The organism is uncultured Jatrophihabitans sp. (assembly GCF_964246335.1).
Lineage (GTDB): Bacteria > Actinomycetota > Actinomycetes > Mycobacteriales > Jatrophihabitantaceae > Jatrophihabitans.
The window spans coordinates 20,796-44,374 of sequence record NZ_CAXTQF010000021.1 but is presented as its reverse complement, the minus strand read 5'-3'; the positions used below and the strand labels follow the sequence as shown (position 1 = coordinate 44,374).

Annotated in this window: 22 protein-coding genes; 10 read left to right on the top strand and 12 right to left on the bottom strand. The window is 65.6% G+C overall.

Features of this window, described 5'->3' with window-relative positions:
• The first annotated feature begins 28 nt into the window (after positions 1–28).
• Positions 29–793, top strand: coding sequence for an SAF domain-containing protein (locus ACFFCN_RS08515; protein WP_375490714.1), 765 nt, complete (start codon positions 29–31; stop codon positions 791–793).
• A gap of 7 nt (positions 794–800) precedes the next feature.
• Entirely contained in the window at positions 801–2,120 is a 1,320-nt protein-coding gene (locus ACFFCN_RS08510; RefSeq protein WP_375490713.1) for a CpaE family protein, read from the top strand.
• A gap of 4 nt (positions 2,121–2,124) precedes the next feature.
• Here the strand turns inward: ACFFCN_RS08510 and ACFFCN_RS08505 are convergent, their stop codons facing one another.
• Positions 2,125–2,331 (bottom strand): hypothetical protein, encoded by a 207-nt coding sequence (locus tag ACFFCN_RS08505; protein WP_375490712.1) that lies wholly within the window; start codon positions 2,329–2,331, stop codon positions 2,125–2,127.
• Positions 2,332–2,343: 12 nt separating this feature from the next.
• Entirely contained in the window at positions 2,344–2,535 is a 192-nt protein-coding gene (locus ACFFCN_RS08500; RefSeq protein ID WP_375490711.1) for a hypothetical protein, read from the bottom strand.
• A gap of 117 nt (positions 2,536–2,652) precedes the next feature.
• Between ACFFCN_RS08500 and ACFFCN_RS08495 the strand changes: the two genes are divergently transcribed.
• The 3 genes from ACFFCN_RS08495 to pruA all read left to right on the top strand — a co-directional run bounded on the left by ACFFCN_RS08495 (position 2,653) and on the right by pruA (position 6,398).
• Positions 2,653–4,203: a wax ester/triacylglycerol synthase family O-acyltransferase gene (locus ACFFCN_RS08495; protein ID WP_375490710.1), complete on the top strand. Its 1,551-nt coding sequence runs from the start codon at positions 2,653–2,655 to the stop codon at positions 4,201–4,203.
• Complete coding sequence (locus ACFFCN_RS08490) at positions 4,203–4,700, top strand: DUF6912 family protein (RefSeq protein WP_375490709.1); 498 nt, start codon at positions 4,203–4,205, stop codon at positions 4,698–4,700. The genes ACFFCN_RS08495 and ACFFCN_RS08490 overlap by 1 nt, the downstream gene beginning before the upstream one ends.
• Positions 4,701–4,769: 69 nt before the next feature.
• Entirely contained in the window at positions 4,770–6,398 is a 1,629-nt protein-coding gene (gene pruA, locus ACFFCN_RS08485) for an L-glutamate gamma-semialdehyde dehydrogenase (protein WP_375490708.1), read from the top strand.
• Between the two features lie 20 nt (positions 6,399–6,418).
• Here the strand turns inward: pruA and ACFFCN_RS08480 are convergent, their stop codons facing one another.
• Positions 6,419–10,702, bottom strand: coding sequence for an FtsK/SpoIIIE domain-containing protein (locus ACFFCN_RS08480; RefSeq protein ID WP_375490707.1), 4,284 nt, complete (start codon positions 10,700–10,702; stop codon positions 6,419–6,421).
• A gap of 189 nt (positions 10,703–10,891) precedes the next feature.
• Between ACFFCN_RS08480 and ACFFCN_RS08475 the strand changes: the two genes are divergently transcribed.
• Genes ACFFCN_RS08475 through ACFFCN_RS08465 form a run of 3 tightly spaced genes read left to right on the top strand, consistent with a single transcriptional unit; the run spans position 10,892 to position 12,243 of the window.
• Positions 10,892–11,092, top strand: coding sequence for a WXG100 family type VII secretion target (locus ACFFCN_RS08475; protein ID WP_375490706.1), 201 nt, complete (start codon positions 10,892–10,894; stop codon positions 11,090–11,092).
• Between the two features lie 17 nt (positions 11,093–11,109).
• Positions 11,110–11,298: a hypothetical protein gene (locus ACFFCN_RS08470; protein WP_375490705.1), complete on the top strand. Its 189-nt coding sequence runs from the start codon at positions 11,110–11,112 to the stop codon at positions 11,296–11,298.
• Between the two features lie 24 nt (positions 11,299–11,322).
• On the top strand, positions 11,323–12,243 hold the full coding sequence (locus ACFFCN_RS08465) for a hypothetical protein (protein ID WP_375490704.1): 921 nt from the start codon (positions 11,323–11,325) through the stop codon (positions 12,241–12,243).
• On the opposite strand, the gene ACFFCN_RS08460 is transcribed toward ACFFCN_RS08465, so the two are convergent.
• The 9 genes from ACFFCN_RS08460 to ACFFCN_RS08420 form a co-directional block, all read right to left on the bottom strand.
• A complete protein-coding gene (locus ACFFCN_RS08460; protein WP_375490703.1) occupies positions 12,240–12,581 on the bottom strand; it encodes a hypothetical protein in 342 nt (113 codons plus the stop codon). The genes ACFFCN_RS08465 and ACFFCN_RS08460 overlap by 4 nt on opposite strands.
• The gene (locus tag ACFFCN_RS08455; protein ID WP_375490702.1) at positions 12,582–12,893 is read right to left on the bottom strand and encodes a hypothetical protein; all 312 of its coding nucleotides are present in this window, start codon (positions 12,891–12,893) and stop codon (positions 12,582–12,584) included.
• Positions 12,894–12,932: 39 nt separating this feature from the next.
• Positions 12,933–13,832: a phage major capsid protein gene (locus tag ACFFCN_RS08450; protein ID WP_375490701.1), complete on the bottom strand. Its 900-nt coding sequence runs from the start codon at positions 13,830–13,832 to the stop codon at positions 12,933–12,935.
• A gap of 585 nt (positions 13,833–14,417) precedes the next feature.
• Positions 14,418–14,837, bottom strand: coding sequence for a hypothetical protein (locus tag ACFFCN_RS08445; RefSeq protein ID WP_375490700.1), 420 nt, complete (start codon positions 14,835–14,837; stop codon positions 14,418–14,420).
• A 390-nt stretch (positions 14,838–15,227) separates the two neighbouring features.
• The gene (locus tag ACFFCN_RS08440; protein WP_375490723.1) at positions 15,228–16,586 is read right to left on the bottom strand and encodes a phage portal protein; all 1,359 of its coding nucleotides are present in this window, start codon (positions 16,584–16,586) and stop codon (positions 15,228–15,230) included.
• The gene (locus tag ACFFCN_RS08435) at positions 16,586–18,058 is read right to left on the bottom strand and encodes a terminase TerL endonuclease subunit (protein WP_375490699.1); all 1,473 of its coding nucleotides are present in this window, start codon (positions 18,056–18,058) and stop codon (positions 16,586–16,588) included. The genes ACFFCN_RS08440 and ACFFCN_RS08435 overlap by 1 nt, the downstream gene beginning before the upstream one ends.
• A gap of 1,038 nt (positions 18,059–19,096) precedes the next feature.
• On the bottom strand, positions 19,097–19,312 hold the full coding sequence (locus ACFFCN_RS08430) for a hypothetical protein (protein ID WP_375490698.1): 216 nt from the start codon (positions 19,310–19,312) through the stop codon (positions 19,097–19,099).
• 812 nt (positions 19,313–20,124) lie between these two features.
• Complete coding sequence (locus ACFFCN_RS08425; protein ID WP_375490697.1) at positions 20,125–20,382, bottom strand: hypothetical protein; 258 nt, start codon at positions 20,380–20,382, stop codon at positions 20,125–20,127.
• 139 nt (positions 20,383–20,521) lie between these two features.
• On the bottom strand, positions 20,522–22,042 hold the full coding sequence (locus tag ACFFCN_RS08420; protein WP_375490696.1) for a recombinase family protein: 1,521 nt from the start codon (positions 22,040–22,042) through the stop codon (positions 20,522–20,524).
• A gap of 221 nt (positions 22,043–22,263) precedes the next feature.
• Between ACFFCN_RS08420 and ACFFCN_RS08415 the strand changes: the two genes are divergently transcribed.
• Together ACFFCN_RS08415 and ACFFCN_RS08410 are read left to right on the top strand one after the other, a co-directional pair.
• Positions 22,264–22,827 carry a suppressor of fused domain protein gene (locus ACFFCN_RS08415; protein ID WP_375490695.1) on the top strand — a complete coding sequence of 188 codons (564 nt, stop codon included), beginning with the start codon at positions 22,264–22,266 and terminating at the stop codon, positions 22,825–22,827.
• A gap of 197 nt (positions 22,828–23,024) precedes the next feature.
• A complete protein-coding gene (locus ACFFCN_RS08410; protein WP_375490694.1) occupies positions 23,025–23,534 on the top strand; it encodes a MaoC family dehydratase in 510 nt (169 codons plus the stop codon).
• Positions 23,535–23,579: the final 45 nt, after the last annotated feature.

The following is a 23,579-nucleotide window of genomic DNA, read 5'->3' as shown; positions in this document are numbered from 1 at the left end:
GTTGATCGTCTTGCGGCACTATGGCCGCGTGACCGTCACCCCGTCACACTCCGTCCGTCCGTCGCAGAGCCCTGCGCAGGGTGCGGTGCCGCCCTCGCCGCAGCCTCGACGGATCGCGACGCCGCGCTGGCTCGACCTTCGGCTCGTGCTGGGCGTGCTGCTGGTGCTCGCGTCGGTGCTCGTCGGCGCCAAGGTGGTGTCCGGGGCGAGCGCGACCTATCCGGTGGTCGCTGTCCGGCACGACCTCGCCGCGGGCACCGTGCTGACCGGCGACGACGTGGCGCTGCGGCAGGTGCAGCTGCCCGATCACGGCAACGGCGTGTACCTGACGCGCACGACCCAAGCGGTCGGCAAGCGGCTGACCCGGGCGGTCTCGCGCGACGAGCTGCTCCCGGCAGCCGCGGTCGGTGTTGCGGGCGCGCAGGTGACGCTGACGGTGCCGTTGGCGTCCGGCGCCGCGCCGTCACTGCGTGCCGGCCAACGCATCGAGATCTGGTTGTCCACGGCGGCGTGCGCGTCCGTGGTGCTGCTCGCCGACGTCGCGGTCCAGTCCGTGCGTGCGGACAACGGCACGTCGTTCAGCAACGGCAGCGGCGGCCAGGACGTCGTCGTCGACGTCGCACCCGCCGCCGCGAGCAGGGTCGTGCAGGCGCTGGCCATCGATGCCGCGCAGCTGCGCGCCGGGGTGCTGACCGGCGGCGCCGCGCCGTCCGGCGCACCGTCGCCGTCGGCACCCGCCGCGCCGTCGGCGCCGGACGTGTCGAGCTGCGGTTCGGCATCGGCCACGCATTGAGCCTGCGATGAGGCTTGCCGTCCTGTCCGTCGCCGACGGCGCGGAGTGGGAGCAGCGGCTCGTGCGCGAATTCGACCGTGCACCGCACGGCGTCGAGATCGTGCGGCGCTGCGTGGACGTGGTCGACGTGCTGGCGGTTGCGGCGTCGGGTCAGGGGCAGGCCGCGCTGCTCGCCGCGGGGCTGCGGCGCCTCGACGTCGACGCCGTCGACCGGCTCTTCGCGGCCGGCGTCGTGCCGGTCGGCGTGGTGCCGCGCGACGACACGGCCGCCGAGGACCAGTTGCGGTCGGTCGGTGTCGAGTTCCTCGTGACGGCGGACGCCGCGGCCGAGGTCGTCGCGTCCGTGCTCGCCGAAGCGGTGCGCACCGCAGGCGGCCGCGGGGACGCAGCCGCCGACGGCACCGCGGCGCGCACCCAACGGGCATTCGCCGACCCGGCGACGTCGATGGCCGTGCCGCCCGGTGAAGGCGCGCCGGTCACGGCGGAGGACACCGCACGCCGCGGTTCGGTGATTGCCGTGTGGGGGCCGACGGGCGCGCCGGGCCGCACGACGCTCGCCGTGACGCTCGCCGACGAGCTGGCCCGGTTGGGCGCGGGCAGCCTGCTGGTGGACGCCGAGGTCTACGGCGCGACGGTCGCTGCGGTACTCGGGCTGCTGGACGAGTCGCCCGGGCTGGCCGCCGCGTGTCGGCGTGCCGGTGCGCAGCGTCTCGATGCCGCGGAGCTCGCGACGCTGTGCTGGCAGCTCGGGCCGAACCTGCGGGTGCTGACCGGCATCCCGCTCGCCGCCCGCTGGCCGGAGTTACGGCCCACCGCCGTCGCGCCGGTCCTCGCCGCGGCGCGGGCGCTGGCCGACTTCACCGTCGTCGACTGCGGCTTCTGCCTCGAGACCGACGAGGAGCTGTCCTTCGACACGTTGGCGCCGCGGCGCAACGGCGCCACGCTGGCCGTGCTCGACGATGCGGACCTGATCATCGCGGTGGGCGCGGCCGACCCGATCGGCTTGCAGCGGTTGGTGCGCGGGCTGGCGGACCTGCGCGACGCCGAGGTCGGCGCGACGGTGTGGGTCGTGCTCAATCGGGTGCGGGCGGGTGTCGTGCCGGGCGACACGCATGCCGAACTGCAGGCGGCGCTGCAGCGTTTCGCCGGCCGCACGCCGGCCGCACTGCTGCCCGACGACACGGCGGCGCTGGACGCTGCGTTGTCGACCGGCCGGGTGCTCGGCGAGGCGGCGCCGAACAGTTCGTTGCGTCGGGCAGTGGCCGAACTCGCCGGTGCGCTGACGGGCGTGCCCGCTGCGTCGGGCCGCCGCCGCCGACGTCGCTGAGGCCTCAGGACAGCGTGACGTCGACCGCGATGTGTTTCTCGCCCGAGCCGTAAATGCCGTCGATGTGCACGTGCACCGGGCCGACCGCCACGGAGTCGCCGGCGCGGTAATTGCGGATGGGCACGTCCGCGTGCGCGTCCTGCAATCCGAACCCCAAGCTCGCGCGGGCGGCGGCACCGTCACCGCGTACGTCGTCGAGCCCGACCTGCACGCGATGGCCGCCCTAGCGCAGGATCTGCGGCATTGGTGCGCCTTCGCTCGGGTGCGGCGGCACGACGCGGAACCGCCCGGCGCCCGGTTGGAACGAGGGGATCGGGTTGCTTGGCGACGAGCTGCAGGCAGTCGCGGTCGCGCCGAGCACGGTGCACAGGACGAGCGTCCCGATCGCGAGTGCGACGCCCCGCACCGACCTCATCGGTCCGACGATAACGATCATCGCTGTGCCGGGAAACCGTGTGCGAGCCGCCTGCTGCCTGCCGGCCGGGGCGGTCTGTGAGAATCGCTCCAGCCGACGTCCGAGGAGGGTGAGCCAATGACCGAGCGCGTCTCGGCCGCCGACATCGGCTTCCTGCACCGCGAGACGCGTACGTCGCCGCAGCACACCGGCGGGATCATCGCGCTCGACGCGGGGAGCCTCGACTACGACCGGTTGGTGCGGCTGCTCGAGGAGCGGATCTCGCTGGCGCCGCGCTACCGGCAGAAGGTGCGCATCGTCCCCGGTCACCTCGCGAGCCCGGTGTGGGTCGACGATCCCCGCTTCGACATCACCTACCACGTGCGCCGGTCTGCGCTGCCGCGGCCGGGCACCGAGGCGCAGCTGCTCGAGTTCTGTGCGCGCATCCAGTCCCGCCTGCTCGACCGCGCGCGACCGCTGTGGGAGATGTACCTGATCGAGGGCCTGACCGGCGGACGGGTCGCGATCCTGACCAAGACGCATGCGGCGATGGTCGGCGGGCAGGGCGACATCGATCTCGCGCAGGTGATCCTGGACGCGAGCCCGGCGCCGCGGCGCACCGTCGAGGCGATCTGGATGCCCGAGCCCGAGCCCAGCGCCGTGGAGCTGGTGCTCGACGCCGCGCTGGGCCTGGTGCGCAGCCCGCGTGGGGTGCTGGACACCGCCCGGGGTGCGGCCCGCGACGCGTCGCTGCTGGCGCGGCGGGCGACGTCGGTCGCCGGTGGGCTCGCCGCGAACGCGAGCGCAGTACTGAGCCGGCCGCCCGACCTGCCGCTGCACGTGCGGCTCGGCGAACAACGGCGACTGGCCGTGGCGCGCACCCGTTTCGCCGACTACCGCGCCGTCCGCGACGCGTACGGCGGAACGGTGAACGACGTCGCGCTGGCGGTCGTCGCCGGTGCCTTGCGGGCGTGGCTGCTCTCCCGCGCCGTGGGGCTGCGGCCGGCGGCGACCGTACGCGTGCTCGTGCCGGTCGCGGTGGCCGACCTCGCGGCAGCACCGCCGCCGGGAACGCCGGCCATGCTGGCGGCAGCGACCGGTGACATGGGTGCCATGGGCGGCGTGGGTGGCGTGGGCGGTATGGGCGGCGCCGGTTCGACGGGGGCACAGAACTCGTCGGCCGCGTCGCACAGCACCGTGCGGCCGTTGCTGGTCGACCTGCCGGTCGGCGAGCCGGACCCGGTGCTGCGTCTTGCCCAGCTGCGGTACGCGATGGCGTCGCACAAGGCCACCGGGCGTGCCGTCAGCGCGGATCAGCTTGCCGAGCTGGCCGGCTTCGCACCGCCGACCATGCATGCGCTCGGAGCGCGTGCGGCCAACGAGCTGACCCGCCGACTGTTCAGCCTGGTGATCACCAACGTTCCCGGGCCGCAGGTACCGCTGTACGCGGCGGGCGCGCGGATGACCGAGATGTTTCCCTTCCTGCCGTTGACACAAGGTCAGGCGCTGTCGGTGGCGCTCACCTCCTACGACGGTGGTGTCTACTTCGGTATCAACGCCGACTACGACGCGGTTCCGGACGCGGACGCGTTCGCTGAGCTGATCGAGCAGTCGCTCGCCGAGCTCGTCGCAGGGGCCGGCGGAGACCGGCTCGACCACGCTCGCCGCGGCCGGCGAGGCGACCGCTGATGCGCGTCTACCTGCCCGCGACCACCGGCGTCCTGCACGCCCTGCTGGACGACGGCGAAATCGGGCCGGCGCCGTTGACCGCGTTCGCGGTGACCCCGGGGCTGCGCGAGTGGTACGTCGACGACGACGCGGAGGAACTCGAGTACGCCGCCATGCTCGAGGCGGCGCGCGGCTCGCTGCGGCTGGTCGATGCAGACGACGCGGCGGCTCGGCGCCGCGTGGTCGTTGCCGCCGAGGTGCCCGACAGCCAAGTGGCGGTTCGCGACGACGTGGACCGAGGCGTGGTGCACCTGGCGGAGCCGGTGCCGATATCGGCGGTCGCGTCGGTGCACGTCGACGACGCCGATGCCGAACCGACGGTCGCTGCTGCGGCTGAAGCGATCATCGCGGCCGACCTCGGCGACCCGGGTTCGCAGGACACCGTCGACGACGCCGAGGGCTACGAGCTGTCGTGGTACGCGACGCAGGAGATCGGCGCGCTGCTCGAGCTGCTCTGACCCGAGCTGTTCAGTCCCGACCTGCAACCGCTCCGACCCGCGGGCGCCACCGGTGGCACGATCGAGGGCATGGACGCGATCACCCATCCCCCGTCGCCGCGCAACGAACCGGTGCGCACCTACGCTCCCGGTAGCCACGAGGCCAACTCGCTCGCGGCAGCGCTCAAGGAGCTTGCTGCATCGCCCATCGACCTGACGATGACCATCGGTGGACGTGCCCGGATGGCCGGCGGCGACCGGTACGACGTCGTGGCGCCGCACCGGCACGACCTCGTGCTGGGCCACAGTGCGCAGGCCACGACCGACGACGTCGATGCGGCGATCGGCGCGGCCTTGGGCGCCGCCCCCGCATGGCGCGACCTGCCCTTCGACGAGCGGGCCGCGGTGTTCCTGCGCGCCGCGGATCTGTTGAGCACGACGTGGCGTGATCGGCTCAACGCCGCGACGATGCTCGGCCAGTCGAAGTCGGTGCAGCAGGCCGAGATCGATGCGGCCTGCGAGCTCGCAGACTTCCTGCGGTTCAACGTCCATTACGCGCGGCAGATCCTCGAACAGCAGCCGACGAGTTCGGACCTCACGTGGAACCGGATGGAGTACCGCCCGCTCGAGGGTTTCGTGCTGGCCATCACGCCGTTCAACTTCACCGCGATCGCGGGCAACCTGCCGTCCGCGCCGGCGCTGCTCGGCAACGTCGTCGTGTGGAAGCCGTCGCCGACACAGCAGTTCGCCGCGCATCACACGTTGGCGCTGTTCGAGGCCGCCGGCCTGCCGCCCGGCGTGATCAACCTCGTGACCGGCGACGGCGCGGCGGTCAGCCAGGCCGCGGTCACCCATCCCGCACTCGCCGGCATCCACTTCACCGGCTCCACGTCGACGTTCCAGAACCTGTGGCGGACGGTCGGCAATGCGATCGGTTCGTATGCGGGCTACCCCCGGCTCGTCGGCGAGACCGGTGGCAAGGACTTCGTCGTCGCGCATCCGAGCGCCGACCCGCAGGCGTTGGTGACCGGCCTGGTGCGCGGTGCGTTCGAGTACCAGGGACAGAAGTGCTCGGCGGCGTCGCGCGCCTACGTGCCGCGGTCGCTGTGGACGGCCGGCGTGCGCGACCAGCTCGTCTCGGTGACCGAGTCGCTGCGCTACGGCGACGTCAGCGACTTCGCGAACTTCGGCGGCGCGGTGATCGACCGACGCGCCTACGACCGGCTCAGCGGCGTACTGCAGTCCGTCGCGGCGGACCGGGACGTGTCCGTGCTGGCCGGCGGCACCGCCGACGACTCGACCGGATGGTTCGTGCAACCGACGGTGGTGCAGGTGGACGACCCGACGAATGCCGTGTTCCGCGACGAGTACTTCGGACCGCTGCTCGCGGTGCACGTGTTCGACGACGACGCGTGGGACGACACGCTCGTGCAGCTCGAATCGGTGGCTCCGTATGCGCTGACCGGCGCGGTGTTCGCGCGCGATCGAGCTGCGGTGTTGCATGCCCAGCAGGTGCTGCGCTTCGCGGCCGGCAACTTCTATGTCAACGACAAGCCGACCGGCGCGGTCGTGGGCCAGCAACCGTTCGGCGGAGCCCGCGCGTCGGGCACGAACGACAAGGCCGGCTCGATGTGGAATCTCGTGCGTTGGCTGTCGCCGCGCGCGCTCAAGGAGACCTTCGTACCGGCGACGGACCACCGTTACCCACACATGGGCTGAGGGCCGGCCGCGAGCGGGGCTCATACCGGCACCGCGGTCGGCAGATCGGGCAACGCAACCTGCACCGGCACGGGTTCGCCGGTGCCGAACAGTGGCCCCCATGCCGGGTCGCCGACCAACACGCCGCGCCCGGGCGGCCCGGTGCGCGGCCGCCGCGGCAGGCGCGCACCGAGGATCTCACCGTCGACCGGGCCGGGCCGCAGCAGCAGTCCGCAACAGGAGCGCCGCACGTGCGAGCCGAGCCCGCGGTAGCTGGTGGCGAGGTCGTCTGCGCGCCCGGCCACGACAACCGCCGGCGCCCCGCGTGGCGCGCGTACCCACGCCAGCAGCGCCTCGCCGATCACCGTGTCGGCGAGCAGCTCGCAGTCGTCGACCACCAGCAGCGCCGGCGCTTCGGGTGGCTGCAGAGCATGCAGATCGTCCTGTGGCTGGACGAGGTGCACACCGAGGTCGATCGCCGCGGTCTGCAGCGGCGAGCGTGCGCCGGCCGCGACGACGACAGGTATTCCGTGGCGCACACCCTGGCCGAGAAACGACAGGAGCGTCGTGCTGCGCCCAGAACGCGGCGGCCCGGCAACGACCATCTGCCCGGCGCCCGAGAAAAGCCGCACGACGAGCGGATCCGCGGCGTCTCCGCCGACGCCGATGAGGAACGCGGGCTCGTGGTCACCCACGGTCGCGTCGGCGCGCGGCAACTCCCGGGCGGTGATTCGTTGCGGCAGCGGACGGATCCGGATCGCCCCGTGCTGCAGGTCCGTCGCCGCATGCCCCTGCCATCGGGCCGCGAGCTCGGCCACCACCTTGCGAGCGGCGGCGGGACCCGGATGCGTGCCCGCGTGCACGACGTGCAGACCAGCGCCGTCGGCCGCCCGCAGCCCGCGGCCGGGCGGCATCGTCGCGGGCACGTCGCGCGGGTTGACGCCGGCGAGGCCGTAGTCGTTGCGGTCGGCCAGGGCCAGCAGTATCCGGGCGCCGAAGTCGCCGGCGAAGCGCGGCATCAGCGCGCTACGTCCGCCCGCAGCGACGACCGTCAACCGCGCCGCCGGCCCGGCGCGCAGCAACGTGGCCAGCAGGTCGGTTGCCTCGGCTGCGTCGGCATCGCCCAACGACGTGGTGAGCGCGTCCCAGGAATCGATCAGCAGCAACCGGGCAGGTGGTTCGGCCGCAGCGGACCCGTCGCCGCACAGCTCGGTCAGCCTGCGCAGCAGGACGAGGGCGGGTGCGGGGTCGCCGCGGCCTGCGATCGTGGCGACGTGCGGCAGGCCGGTCAGCATGAGCTCGAGCGCGCCGCTCGGGTCGACGGCGTACAGGTGCAGCTCGTCCGGCGCCAGCCGGGTCGCGGCGTCGAGGGCAACGGTGGCGAGCGCAGTCGTGCGACCGGAGCCGGGACTGCCGACGATGAGCAGCGACGGCCCGCGCCGCAGGTCCAGTTCGATCTGCGCCCGGCGCTGCTCGTCGGGCAGGTCCACCACGGCGACGCGCGCCGCGCAGGCGTCGGTCGGCGGGTCGAGCGCGGCGAGAGCGATCGCGGCCGGCAGCGGCGGCAGCCACGGACTGCGTGCAGGTGCGCGGTAGGTGTGCGCGGCGGCGGCACACACGGCGTCGACCACCGTCGAGAGCTGTGTCGGACCGTCGACCTCGCTCACCCCGTCGGCGGAGCGTCGCCATGCGTCGAGTACACGTACCGTGACCTGCTCGTGCCGCACCGCTGGTCCGCCGCCGTACGCACCCTGGAATGCGACCAGGGAATCGCCGGTGCGCAGGTAGCCGCGCCCGGGATGGCGGCGGTCGATGGTCGCGGCGTCGCCGGCATCGATTACGTCGGTGGACTCGCTGACATCGGTGACGCGCAGCGCGACTCGCAGTGCCGTGTTGGCTCGGATCTCCGCCGACACCGCGGAGCGCGGGCGCTGCGTCGCGAGGACGAGGTGCACGCCGAGCGAGCGCCCGCGTTGTGCGACGCCGATCAATCCGTGCACGAAGTCGGGCAGTTCCTGCGCGAGCGCGGCGAACTCGTCCACGACGATCACCAGGCGCGGCAACGCCTCTACAGCGTCGTTGCTGCGGTAAGCCGTGAGGTCCGCGGCACCGTGTTCGGCGAAGAGGCGTTCTCGGCGGCGCAGTTCGCTGTGCAGCGAGCGCAGGGCCCGCGCGGTCAGGTAGGCGTCGAGGTCGGTGACCAGTCCGGCCGTGTGCGGCAGGCGCGCGCAGTCGGCGAACGCGGCGCCGCCCTTGTAATCGATGAGCAGGAACGAGACCGACTCGGGCGGATGGTTCGCCGCGAGACCGACGACCAGGCTCTGCAACAGCTCAGACTTCCCGGCACCGGTGGTCCCCGCGACGAGGGCGTGCGGCCCGTCACGGACGAGGTCGAAGACGAGTGGCCCGTCGGCACCGGCGCCGACGACCGTGCGCGCGCCGCCGACGCAGCTCGCCCACCGGTCGCTGATCTCGGCCGCGGTCGGGTCGGGGAGGGCCAGGGCCTCGGTGAGGGCGAACGTCGAGGGGAGCGCGGCCGTTGCGTCCGCCCCGGCGTCGCTGATTGCGGCCAGGCCGCGCGCGAGCCTGCTCGCCCACCACTCGTCCGTTGTATCGAGCACGACGTCGTGCGGCGGGGTACCGGACGAGTCGTGCGGTGCTGCGCGACCGCGCGCCGTATCCGTCGCTGCAGCGCGGCGCGCCGCGGTCCGACCGGCTTCGCCGACGTCCGCGGCGCGGCGAACGACCGCGCGGGTGCCCGTCGCGCCGCTCACCCGCACCACCGTCGCGCAGGCGGCAGGCAGTGACTCCTCGTCCTCGGCCACGCACAGGGCGCTCAGGCCGTTGTGACGCGCGCCGCCGAGCAGGCCGGGCAGACCAGAGACGTCCACAAGATCGCCGGCGCGGTCGAGCACGAGTACCTGCCAGGGGCCCGGCCACCGTGTGGCACCTCGACGAGCGGCGTCGCGGCCTCGTTCGGCAGCGAGCCGTGCAACGTGCGCAGTCCACTCATCGGACGTCGTCGCGACACGACCCGCCAGATGGGGCAGCCACCGCGCCCACCGCCAACGCTCCTCGGCGGCCGGACCGAGCATCAGGGTGAGCCCGACGTCGGTGGGTGAGTGCAGCGTCGCCAGTTGCCCGACGAGGTGGCGCACGACGGCGTCGACCACGTCCGGCGGACCGCACACACCGAGCGGCCCGTCGCGCAGTGCCACCGAGTACGGCACGTCGGCGAGCAGCCCTGCGGCGCGGACCGATGCGCCGTCACGCACCCGAAGGACGGACGGAACGTCGGCGATGCCGAGCCGCAGGTCGAGCAGGTCGGCGTCGCTGCGTCGCCGTTCCCACAACCGGCTGCCGGGCAGCGTCGCCGCGGACAGGAGCGCGGCGGCGTCGGGCGCGGCGCGCAGTCGGGCACGGCGTTCGGCCGTCAGACCCGCCACGATCTCCCGTTCGGCCGCGGCGCGACGCTGCACGTAGGTTGCGGCGTCGCGGCGGCGCGACCTGCGCCAATGCAGACGGTCGCCCACCGACGTCGACAGCAGCATCACCGGGGACAGCAGCGCGAAGAGGAGGAACTGCGGAGAGTGCGCCAGCCAGGCGACCGCCCCACCGGCCAACGCGGGGACGAGCGCCGCGATCCACTGCACGCCGCGCGGTCGGGTGTTCGTGGCGCGCTGCGGCAGCACGATCTCGCGCCGCGACACCGCGGGCACGTCACGCGGCGAGCGCATGAGGCGGCAGGTGCCGTCACCGGCGTCGGCCAGCGCGGCCGGCACGTCGAGCGGGCCGCGGACCATGAGGCTGGTGTCGCCGATCCGGATGACCTGCCCCGGCACGACCTCGGAGCCGCCGGGTGGCACCGGGCAGCCGTCGACCCGCGTGCCGTTGGTCGACCCGCAGTCGCGCAGGCTGATCGCCGAGCTGCCGATGTCGAGCACGGCGTGGTGGCGCGACGCGTCCGGATCGGCAACGACGACGTCGCAGTCGGGCGCCCGCCCGAGCAGTAGGCGCCCGCGCGTGACGGCGACGGTGCTGCCTGCATCGGGCCCCCCGACCCGATGCAGGGCGAGCACCCCCGCGGCCGGACGATCCGCGCCCGGACCGTCGGCATCGAGCAGCGCGCCATTGCGCAACCCGGGTGCGCCGAGGGGTGTCCCGGCGCCCAAGCGCCGCCCGTCGTGCCAGAGCTCGACGGGCGTCGGGCATGCCAGTGCCGTGCCGAGCGCCGACTCGAGTGTCGCCAACGACACCGCGCTGGTGGCTTCGACCGCCACGTCGGTGCAGGCGCCTCGGCGCCGGATCGTCAGCTCGATCTGCATGCGCCGCAGTCTGCGACGCGGGTCGGACGGATCGCCGGGTCGGACCGCACGCCTGTGGACAACCTCGGGAAATTGCCGAGTTGTCCACAGCCGACGCAAGCACGCAGCGCGGACTGGTCGTGGGCTCGTAACGTGCGTCCGGTCCGAAGATCATTACCGGCGACAGCCACGTACCCGAAGGAGATTGCCGTGGGCAGTCTGAAAGTCACTCCCGCCCAGCTCGAAGCCCTGGGCGGCACCACGCATCGGGTGTCGGCCGACGTCCGCGGCGAACACCAGATGCTGAAATCCCAGCTGTCACCACTGTTCGGCGCCGACTGGGTGGGCGCCGCGTCGGCGCAGTTCACCGCGCTGTACGAGCAGTTCTCCCGCGTCACACCGTACTGCTGACCGGCACCATTGGCGGCATGAAACGGCCTGTCGCCCGTGTCGGGGGAGCGGTGGGCGTGTTTGCCGCGGTGCTGCTCAACGGCGTGGGCTGGGAGTGGTGGACCTGCACGATGTTCGCGGCAGGCGTGGCGCTGCTGGCTTCGTGGGCTCAGTCGCGGCGGAACGCACCGCATGCGAGCGATGAAATAGACGACTTGCATCAATGACTGTGACGCCGGACACTCGAACGTATGAGCGAACCATTGGGGTTCGCCGACGGGAGGATGTACATGGCGAAAGATGAAGTCACGGAAGTCTACGTAAACCCAGCAAACAGGGTGCACCGTGGATTCTTCTATTTGGACGACGAGACGGTAATAAACTCCCTGTCGGCCGTCGAAGCAGGGAAGATCGACGAAGTGGTGCAGAAGGTCAATTCGCTATCTGAAGGCGGTATTGGAGGCTCGGCCGGAATTTCTACGGTCAAGCTCGAAGGCGGAAAAAAGACTACATCGGAGTTGGAGCAGGAACTTGTGCGCAAGCGCACCCGCTTCTCCGTCTTCGAGATTTGGTATCAAAACCTCGTCGGACAGAAGGCCATTGGGTCATTCAATGGCTGGGGCTCGGATGCAATCGACAAAGTCGAGCCGGGTGACACAGTTGAATTGAAATGCACGCTAGAGGTAGCCCCGCTGACGACGTTGCTGCGGGCGTTCCTTTGGTTTGCTGAACAGGCGAAAACACAGGGGAATATTTTTTCTGTCAAGGGGGATGCACTCAAAGAATTGAAGGAAGCTGAGCGCAATATTCGCATGCTGCTGGGCGACAGTGCCGAATCTGAGACGGTCATTCTGGCCAAGCCAGAGGGAGAGCCGGGGCCGGTTGTGGGCATGGCATGCCAATCAGAATGGATTATTGGCGATTACGGCCGATTGGGCGGAATTTACCGCGTGGTTGCCCAAGTAGACCGAGTAATTCAGCCAGCGGAAGAGTATCCGACCTTGCGTCTGATAAAAGGCAGTGCGCCCACGCCACTAGAAATGACTACCATGAAGGATGCGGTTGCACACTTTAGCGACTCGGGATCGGCTTTCGGCATGGAATTGTCGGCCAATGACGCGACAATCGTCGGCCCTGGAATCTGGCTTACTCCAATTGCGATTTTCCGTTAGGTCAACTGTAAAAGATAAGTAGACCACTGAGCACCGGGACGCATGCTCAACACACGCCAGGTGCCCGCGTAGCCGTTCACCGTGATTGTGTGCGTGTCTGAGCCGTCAAGAGCCGGTGCCCACGTTGGCAGGCGCAAGCTCGCCGTCACGGCGTCTGTGTCCGTTGGCGTCGCGCCGTCGCCCCATTGCTGTAAATGATCTTGCGCACTCAGCACCGCGAACGCGCACGGTTGGTTCACCATCTCTGCCGTGTCTTCGAGCACGGGGTTACCTGTGTCCGGCTCGGCACTGGTGGTGCGCTTGCCGAGCACGGTCACGGTGTCAGTCAGATTGAACACTTACAGGCTCGCAGTCTTACGGCGATACTCATCTAGGGCGCGGCGTTCGTCCAAAGTCCAGCCTTGACTAGCAAGGCCGTAGTTCATGGTTACGCCGTCGCGGGTCTCGGATAGAAGCTGCTGCGCGTTGCCAGCTATGCGAATGGCGCGGTTCGTGATGACGTGTACTAGCGACACCGGGATTTGGTCCTCATCTTCGAAACCGACGCCACGCGTGTAACTGGATGCGGCAGAGCGTGCGGCGGTTGCTGCCAGGTCACCCACACCGGCAACAAATCGTGCGTCATCGTCACGCCCGATGAGTGCGGCCACGTCGCGGCCCGACACGTTGGGGGTAAGCGCAACCATGGGTTAGCTCGTGGTGATGCCCGTTAGCTGCACGATGCTCTGCGGCTTGGCGCAGGCGGTGTCGTAGCGGCTAGTTACGCGAATGGCGAATTCATCGGTCTTGGCGTAGGCCTCGGTCAGGAACGTGACCGTAGGTGAAGCATCGCGCACAACATAGGTGTATTTGGGCGCCCACAGCACCGCAGTGGTGCTTGGCGTCTGGCCTGTGCTCGTAGGTAGACGCTGCGTTACGACTACCGGCACACCGGCCACGCTGTACGGCGTGCGGGCAGTTGGGTTGGCCTGTAGCAAATAATTACCGGCAGCATCCTTGAGCTTGCGTAGCTGGGTCAGTACGTCTGGCGTCACCCATAGCTGTAGGTCGCCCTCATTGACGAATGCCTTTAGTGCAAGACTAATAGCGTCATAGACGTTATCAACGGTAAGGTGGCCGCCCACGGCTAGCGTTTGCGTGTTCGGGAAGTTTAGTAAGCCCTTGACGGTCGTAACACCGTCGCCGTTGCCGCTAATCAGATTGTTGTCTACCGTGGCGGCTACCGAACTAACTAGGTAACTCTGTAGTTCATTATTGATGTCTACGACACTCTGTCGGTATAGCTCATTTGAGAATGGGGCAATGACCTTGGTTGATTCCAGGGTGCTTGGCAGTAAATTTAACTTGCCAAACTGAGGCGCTACCTCAGGAATTACTCCACCCTCGGCTACGTAGCCCAGATTTGTTGATGGGTCTGGCGCAGTGGGAATGCGCACAGGTGACGCACTGTCGATGATGTTTACGCCGCTGGATAGGTAGATGGATGCGTCGGTCAACGGCTGCACTAGGAAGCGCTGCACATTTTCTACTGAAAGTGCTGCTGCTTGTGGTGTTAGGCCGTTCTGATTGGTAACGCCGAGTCCTGCCATGTTTCTACGTCTTTCAAGAGATAATTAACCCCTCGAAAGCCGTTCGAGCATGTAAAACGAGGGTAGGCAAAACTTCATTGCCTACCTAGTAGATCGGCGTTTAGGCCGTCTCTATCTCGAAAGACAGTTCGGCGCGGTACATACCTTCGATGCCCTCAGCCTCATACACGCTCAGTTCGCCGGTCCATCGACTGTGCACGACGTACACGCTTGGCGACCAATTCGGAGCGTGCGAGTTTGAGTAGTCATCGAAACACGCAATGACTGACTGAGCTACGGTGCGGGCTTGGTACTCGCCGTCACGCGTGGCCGGGTCGCCCTGTGCAAACACCGTGACGGCCAGCTTTGGAAACTGAGCGCTGGAGCCGTTCGTGTGCCACGAGCCGCCACGTAGATAGAACACAATTGCGGCTCTACCTAGCCCGTACGCGGCAGGAAGGCCCGTGCGAGGGTCGGTATTTACGAATACCCACGCGCTTACAGGGGCGGGACCGCTGCCTACGGATGCGCTCACTTGCGTAAATTCGTTGGCCGCCAGATACTTCGCACGCGCCGCGACCAATAGTGCAGGTGCTTGCTCGCTCATTACTCACCTGTACCGAACACATCATCGAACGCTTGATTCATGGCCTCTTCGATGCGGCTTTCCATTGCATCGAGTGGTTCGAGATAGTCACCCCTACCAGCGGCCAATCCTTTATACAAAACCCATTTGGCATAAGGTGCGGCGTCATCGTTAGTACCGACCGTGAATGAAAACTCCCAGTAATCGGCCGTCTCATTTGAGATTGACCAGCGCGCACTATCACGCAACGTTCCGGCAGGACGGCGATAGTCTCCGTCGTCAACCGGGATGACTGACTGTGCGCTCGTGGCCGCAAGCTCTGCAAGCGTGCTCATACGCGCCTTGGCGTCATCAATCGGCGCGGGTGACGCTAGCAGGCCAAAATCGTTTTCCATTGCACGCATTCCCTGCGTGGCAATGTGAATGTTTACCCTAGCCATTAGCCCAACGCCTCACACATAATGTCGGACCACGTAGGGACGTTGGCGGTGTGCTTCGCGCCCTGGCCTACGTCGCCGTATTTGGCCTTGGCTAGATGAGGCTTGGTCTCAGACAGAGCTTGCGCGGCTGCACGAATTTTGGTTAGGTCCGGCGTGCCGTCCTCGCCTAGTAGGTCATCGGTGCGCGGTAGGTCGGTCACGTCCTGCAACACGTCCCCCGCACCCTGCTCGATACTGCGCGTAAGTAGAAGCTCTGCCAACGCGTCACCGCGTGTGGTGGCCTCTGCTAACTGTGCTTCTACGTCGGGAGTCTCTGTGCTCTCGTCGGCCTCTGGTGTCTGTACGGCCTGCTCAGAAGCTTCTACGGCCTCTTCTGCGTGCTCGCCCTCGTTAGGCTGCTGCGTTGGTTCGCTCATCTTGATTTCCATTCGTAGTTATCGGGGTGTCGGGTAGCTGGGCAGCGTCGGACTCGGACCAACCAAGGCACATGCGGGCTGCAACGCGCGGACTCATGCCCACGCTCGTCAACTTGACGAATTGGTCTGTCTTGGCTGTGTCACTGCGATTTTGCAAGTCTGCAAACACAGGCGCGACCTTCGCGGTATTTACTGCACGGCGATTGTCACCGATGGCAACCACCAGCGCGCCGACCTCGGCAAGCGCTGGCGTTAGTAGGTCTAGCTTTTGCTGGGCCTTCGCAGTAATCGTCAATTCAGAGGCATTGATAGCGTCAATGGATTGAGGATTTGATAAACCTGTTCCTGTCAAGAATTCTGGGAGCCCGCTAATAGCACTTATATGGCGGGTCAGGAGGTTTGACTGAGTATCAAAGCCGGTCAAGCTCTGCGACGGGAAAGCGCCGAACTTTGTTTCGGCATCTTCACTCGTCCAAATTTCGTTCCATGACATACCGAATAGCTCGGCAGGATTGCCGTCCTCGTCATCGGGCACTGCTAGGCCGGTAGCCCAGCGCCTAGCAAAGCTTGCGAACTCTGAGGCAACCATGGAATCGAGTAACGTCTTATTGAGTGCGTCTTGTAGGCCCATGATTGGCTCAAACTCACTGGTGCCGGTCCAGTCAAGTACGTTGGTCTTATTGGCAATCTCGACCATGGGCACGACACCTAACGGGTTAGGTTGACGGTCAGTGACGCGCCACCCCGTGTTAGGTATCGAATTCACGGCGGCAGGACTTGCGCTCGTGAAGGTAATGACCTCATCGGGCAGGTAGAGCACAGACCATGCGTGCTGTTGATTGGTCACGTCATTGAAGGTGGCCCATTGCTTAAGCGCGCCTTCGACCTCGCGCGTAACAGGGTTGCGGTAGGCCGTCACTTGCTTAGGTGACTCAACAGACAGCGACACGCGGCCCTGCTTGTCTTTCCAAACTAGAATGTAGGTTCGGCCTAGTGCCAGAAAGTCACGTAGCGCCCAATCGAACTCTGATTGCATGCGGTTGCGCGTCCACACGTCCCACACGGAAGCGTCGGTGCTCATGGCCCCGTCCAGCTTGAACCCATTCAGCGTTATGCGTTGCACGAGATTTTCTACGAGTAAACGGCAATAATTGACATTGAGCGAGACCAAGCGATTCTGTAGCTGCGTTGCAATATCTAAGCTCACGAACGCAGTAGGTTGGCGTCCCTCGTAGTAGAGCTCTAGCTGTGCAAGCGCATTTGACTGAGCCTGTAGCTGCAAGCCGAGATAGCTCACCTTGTCTGCCGGTGCGGCTGTTTCCCACTCAAACATCACTTTCTCATCTTCAAAACTCGTAGTTGTCCTGCCTTTGGCCTGCGCCAGTGATGACGCGCTCTCGCGTGGGCCATCACGCTCGATATCGTCGCATCAATTTTCTTTGCAGAATTAGAGGCCGGCTTGTAAATCAAGTAACCGCGCTCACGCTCACGCATCACTGCGTTAGTAATGTGCTGCGCTAGCTGCGGGTCGCCGTTGTGGCTAAGCTCGCCTTCGAGAACTGCAAACTTGAATGCCGCAATGGCGGGCATCATGCGTTGCGATGAGTTGGGAAACTCAGCAACGGTGAAACCCTCATCCGCCAGAATGGAAAACGTGCGAGACCAACCCTGCGCCGGGTCTCCGGTAATTTCCCTGACACAGTAAATATCGGACAGCGCACGAATCCGCGCCTCAACGTCAGCAACCGGCACGCGGTAATCGTCATCTTGCAAGTGCGGTTGCCATAGCTGCACAAGTTCAATGACGGGCTTTTCCTCAATTGAGGCCATCACTAATGCGGTGCTATCCGAAACCCTCGAACCATCAATCGAGACAACCACGTTTGCGCCTGGCTCAATCGTGCGCCCGTCGTCGCATGCATCCCATTGGCTCGCGTCAAGCCAGCTTTCGCCCGTTCCGGCAATCCACTGCCCTAATCTGCGCTGGCGATAACGTGTTATCGACGTGGCGGGCGGCTTGGTTGCGTCCAGAGCTTTGATCTTGAGAAACCCTGCCCCTACGGCGGGGTTCGCCAGCGTCAGGCAGTGGTCACAGTCCCAATCGTGAGAACGGAACGCGTCGGCGCTGTACTCAATGAACACGTGCGAGGCTCTGGCCTCGGTACGCACAATGTCGCGCACCCGGTGTAGCGGAGTGTCATCACGCCCGGACGGTGTACCTATGAGGATGAGGCGCGAGCGGTCCAGCGCACCCTGTGCGTCTAGCAGCGTCTCGAAGGTATCTAGGCTGGCGTCTCCCGCCTCATCAAGTATCGCTGTGCTGTAGAGCAACCCTTCCAGTCCGCGAGCCTCAGCGGGCAAAGCACGCAATGTGGCCGCGCGGCCGGGAACCTCTATGTGATCTTTGTAGATCAACGCACGTGCGGCCAGCTCTGGTGAATTCTCGACCATCCATGCCGCGTCTTTGAATAGCAGCATGGCTTGTGCCTCATTCACGGCGCAGCACACGACGTTTGCGCCGTACGGGCCAGCGACGAACATATCCCACAACGCAATCGCCGCCATGAGCGCGGTCTTTCCGTTCTTACGTCCAATCTGCACGCCAGCTAGGAATACGTCGCCGCAGTCGAAAATCTGCGACACAATGTCTAGCTGAAAGCCAACCGGCTTGAAGGGCTTGCCCGGTGCACTTTTCAGAGATAAATACTTGCGGCAGAAATCCTCGAATGATTTGCTGCGGACACGTCGTTTGCGCAACGTCAAAGGCTCGGAAGTGACTTCCGCCTTTGGTCCTGTCTTCGCCATGCCTTGCCCTAACTAGATCGATCTGCTCTCTAGGTAGGAAATCGGCGCGGATGGCGATATAATGGTGGGTAGGTCTCGCGCATTGCGGGGTTTACAACTCAAAGCCTCCGGTAATTACCGTCGAGACCTCCGGTTAGCCGGACACAGTTAGTCACCAATTAGATGCCAGATAGACCGGGAATAGCTCCAAAATGGGTCGAACTAGCGTGACGCAAGTTATTCTGCGAAAAACGAGTTAGTTCGGCTTTGAAGCAGGGCACGAGCCTGTCGCCCTAAACGCGGACGGTCACCCCGCCCCACGGTCGCCATTTCTGCGGAATGGTCACTCAGAGTTAACGTCCGAAATGTCCATCTCCGTTTTGCGGCAGCGCTTCCCTCCGCTTAGCTGACCCTGCGCGCGTTGTACGCGTTCCAGTACCTCAACCAGTAATCGTGGTCAACCGCGTGATAGGCGGTGGTTTGTGCGATGCGCGGCGGCGGGTCACGGTGGTAGTTCCTACGTGACATCGCCCGCTTGCATTCCTTGCAGTCCACGCGTCCGGCGTAGAACTCAGTTGACGGCTTCACATCTCCGCACAGCGTGCAGACCTTGCTAGCTGGCTCTGGTGACGTTGGCTCCACGTGCTCTGCCTCTCTTGCTATTGCATCCTCTGCACACAACCCCAATGAGATTCATCGGCACTGTGTGGGTTGCCTCGTATGCCTGCCATGCGGCAGGGCTGTGGTCGGCCGTTAGGTCACTGCCACTACCGCAGTCCGAGCACCACGGCTGTTGCTCTCGCGCTCTGACGCTGAGCCTGCGCCACTGTCTGCGGTTGTAGGGACGCTCACGCTCGTATGACCTATGGCGTACCGCCTGTGCTCGTGTGCGTGTGTGCTCGGCACAGCGGGTGCCTGTGCTCGGTTCGCCGCAGTCAGGCTCAATACAGAATGTGTTACTCATACTTGTCTTTCAATAGATAAAGACAGGCATACGACGTGAAGATAAAACGTGCCCGCATGTGCGGCTGTTTTGATAGGAAGTCATATGCCTGTCTACTAAGCTAATCGGCCTATGGCGTTACGCATCTCTTCCGCTAAATCATTGTGCCGTTCGTAGGGCACGGCAACTACCACCATGCGGCATAGCTCATTCACTACGGCATGCGCGTTGTCGATAGATTTAAGCTGCGAAATGTAGGCGTTGGTGTCTTGCTCGCAGGCCAGTGCAATAAGGTTCATGGCTTGCGCATGGGCTATGTCATCATTTTTCATCTTCAATGTCCGTTATGTGAGTAGTGGTTGTAGGTGGAACGGTCCTAGTTCATGTTCTGTGTCCGTGTGTTATCACAGCTATGCCTATCAATAGATAAAACAATCACTGCGACAACACGTCATCACTGTCCCGTTCCGGGATTGCCACTGCGGTTTTCTATAGCCGCCGCTAGAGCGTCGTATGTGAGCGCCTCACCAGATATTCACCCGGAACTGAATCCGATTCCCTCTGGCTGGGGTCCGTTCGTACAGGCTCCTTATGTTGCACGTTGGACGCTCGACTCTCTGCTGTACTGAGCCGGTCTGAGAGCAGATAAATGTTGCTGCCTCAGACGCAGGTTTAGCGAGTGGCTAGCTCGCCCCACGGTTAGGCCGTGGTGACCATAGAAATAGAGAACGCCCCGTTCAATATTTCAAGCCTGCGATTCCTGAAACATCAAACGGGGCGTACTCGCAGTCATACACGACGCTTGAAAGACAACGCTCAAAGTAGTCTTCGCTCTTTACATCGGCAGCTAGTCCGAACGGTCTATTTTTGTCGAGATAATTCTGGTGGCCGCCGTAATTATCTGCTGAAACCGTCTGCACTTGCTGTCATAGACATATACTGCGCCCAACACAAAGCCCGGTAACGCTAGGCTTTCGAACCGCGTTACCGGGCTAGTGTTCGTAACGGGATGCGCTCTAGCCCCCGACATTACATATGAGATATCGGCAGACAACAAAGCCCGCAGGCGGATTTGAATAGAAGAATCCTGCGGGCCTTGTTGCGACGAACTCAAATGATTACGTATTAGATATCGGCTTGCCGCTTATTTGGCCCGTGCAATGGTGCGGAACGACGACATGAGCGACGCGGCTAACTCTTCCGCCAGTGCGTCTAGGTGGGCACGGAACGCGTCGTCAAATGCCAAATGGTCGCGTCGCATGCGCGCCATTACGTCAATGGCGTGAATCTCATCGCGCGTCTGGTCGTCGGGGTCGGCCTCAAAAAACTTCTCCAGGACGCCTAGCTTGTAGTGGCCCGCTTGCATAGCGTCACAGATACTCTTGATATTTTCGCGGTTCATGTTTGGTTCCTATAGTTTAGTAGTTGCTCGCCTCCGTTCGGTAAGTGAGTAGGGTCGACCCTACATTATGGCCGCCCATTTGTCTACCATTGTTCGCTGCACCCGGCCATTCCGAGACGAAAGCATTTGTGTAATGCAATTAGCCTTCTTGTGCATTTGAATAACTGTCGTCGTCCTCGGTTGGCAGACCTTCACCCGTGACGGTGAAACGGCTCATGCCCTGGCCCGCGCCCACCACTACGTGAGCGGTTGCGGCCAGTAGTGCGCGCTGATCTTCCAAGCCCATGCCGTCGAATATGTCGCCCAGCTCGCGCTTGACCTCCGCGGCGGCGCTCAGCGGCAGCGTGCGCCGTGAGAAGAGTGCACGGCGCGTCTTGGTCAGCATTCGGGCGTTGGCGCTGGCAGCGGCCATCTGAGAGATGCGCTCCGCTAGCTCGGCTTCTCTGGTTGCGAGTGGCGCTTTTCTGCTCTGAAAGATCGCCTTGCTCAGTTCGCCCTCTAGGTGCAGGTCGAGAAGGTTGCCGATCTTGGCTTGCACGTCCGTCAGCTCGGTTTGCATGTCGGCCAAACGTGCCGCCTCGCCTGACGCGGCATTCGACGCGCTCGGCCTGAACAGGTAGGTGGTGATGACGGCCTCGCGTGCCGCATGGTCGGCAAGGTGCCGTGCCACGGTCGAGTGCTGGCCCTTGCTGTTCGTAAGGTTGATCTTGTTATCTGTGTAGAAGCTGCATCGGTAGATGCGCCGTCCGCTGTTACGGCCCTGCCAGCCGCCGCCCACCATCGGCGCGCCACAACGGCAACGGATGATGCCTCCGCACAGCGTGGTCACGCCGGTACCGGGGCGAGAGCGCAAAGCCAACAGCGCGCGGATTTCTTCGGCGTCGTCGCGGCTGATGATTGGTGTCCAGGATGGATGCGCCTGCACGTCGGGTAGCGGCTCGTCGCCGTAGGTGGGTACGGCGGCATTCGACCATTTGCGCATGGCGTGGCGCACGCTTGCGGCCGTCCACGCGTTGCCCTTCGGCGTGGTGCTGCCTGCCTTCTGCCACGCCGTCATCACGGCAAATAGTGATTTGCCGTCGCGCAACAGCATGTCTCGGGCCAGGCGTATTAGGTCGGCCTCGGCGCGGCGCTCGGTTACGTGGTCATCCTCGCGGCCAAAGGGTCGCGGGCTGTTCCTGTACGGCAGACCCTGTGCGCGGTCATGAGCGGCACGGGCGCGCTGGCGCTCGCCTTTGCGCTTGCTTTCCAGGGTATCCACAGCGCCGCGAATGAGCGCCATGAACTCGCCCGCTGCCTCGGACGGATTGACCTTGCCGTCTCGGACTGTGTGCCACGTGATGCCGTGCTCAGCACAGAGCACCTGTAGCGCGAGCTTTTCCTGCATATTGCGTGCCAAGCGGGCCTCTTCGGTCGCAAGGATGACTGCGCCGGGGTGCTTCGGCAGGTCAGCCATGAGCCGGTTGAAGTCGTCGCGAAGGTCAGGTTTGCTCGCCGCGATGCCGTCGTCTCGGTACTCGCAAGCGTTTGCGTAGCCCTCGCGCGTAGCTAGGGCGCGAAGGTCTGAAAGCTGATTGGCGACCTTCGGCGTGCGCTGATCGGTGACGGAGATACGTGCGTACAGCAACGCTTGGGGCTGTGTGTTCGTGTGAGTGTTCATGTGACATGTACTGCGCTGAGCACCACACCGTGTGATGAGCCAGAAACTCAGACAACTTCGACCAACACGCCCGCGGCATGTGCGACGCCCTCGACGGCATCGCGGCGTTGATGGTGCGGGCCGGGAGCAGCTACGCCGACACCGAACAGGCCATCGCCGCGTCGTTCCACTGATGCTCGCCGACGACGCGCGCCGCGGAGGCGGTGGAATAGCGTGGCGAGGTGGCCGATGACCTGCTCACGTCCGTCGCGGACCACCTCGCCGACCACTTCGGCCAGCGGCCGGTACGCGCGTCGGTGTCCTTCGTCGGGGTCGACCCGATAGACGTGCTGCGCTTCGAGCCGATCCCCGGCGAGCGCGCCTACGTCTCGCTGGGCATGTCCCGGCACCCGATGACCGGCGCCGCGGAGGAGGTGGTGGCCGCGGACGGTCCGCGCGCGGAGCTGCTGCTGCATCTGCGCGACCCGACCGACGCCTTCGCCGACGTGTGGCGACGGCTTGCGCTGCTCGCCGCCACGCCCGCCGTCGAGGGCGTCGTCTACCGCGCGGGCATGAGCGTCGACCTCGGCGAACCGTTGACCGCGGCGTCCGCGTGCACCGGCGTGCTCGTCACCGACTCACCGGTGCACAGCGTGTTGGGTGTCGAGGTGCTGCAGGTCGTGCCCGCGACCTCTGCGGAGCTGGCCTGGTGCCGGGTGCGCGGTAGCGACGCCTTGCAGGCACGGTGGGCCGAGGCGGGCACCGACCTGCTCGACCTCGCCCGCACCGGTGTCACGCTGGGCTGACCGCCGAGTGCACCGCGGGCTGACCGCCGAGGGAACCGCGGGCTGATCGCCAGGCAGCACAACCGCCTTTGGCGTCGGCCACATTGGCACCCGCCGCGCGCGGCGGCTTGGCAAGATGGCGTGCGGCGCGCCGACGTGCCGTCCGGCGCTGTTCTCGCGCCGCACGTCGCCCGCGCGAAGCTCGGTGAGGAGACAGCGTGCAGTTCGGTCGGTTCTACGAGGAGTTCGAGGTCGGGGCGGTCTACAAGCACTGGCCGGGCAAGACGGTCACCGAGTACGACGACCACCTGTTCTGCCTGCTCACCATGAACCACCACCCGCTGCACCTGGACACCAACTACGCGCAGAAGACCACCGACTTCGGCAAGAACGTCGTGGTCGGCAACTACATCTACTCGCTGCTTCTTGGCATGTCGGTGCCGGACATCAGCGGCAAGGCGATCGCGAACCTGGAGGTCGAGTCGCTGCGGCACGTCGCGCCGACCTTCCACGGCGACACGATCTACGGCGAGACGACGGTGCTGGACAAGACTCCGTCGAAATCCAAGAGCGACCGCGGCGTCGTGTACGTCGAGACGATCGGCTACAACCAGGACGGCACGATCGTGTGCATCTTCCGGCGCAAGGTGATGGTCCCGACGCAGGAGTACATCGACGCGCGCGGCGGCGAGCAGCCGGGCCGCCCGGAGCCGATCCCGCGCGGCTGAACGGGCCGCGCAGCAGCACGCCGGAGCAGCTCACGCCAGCGCAGC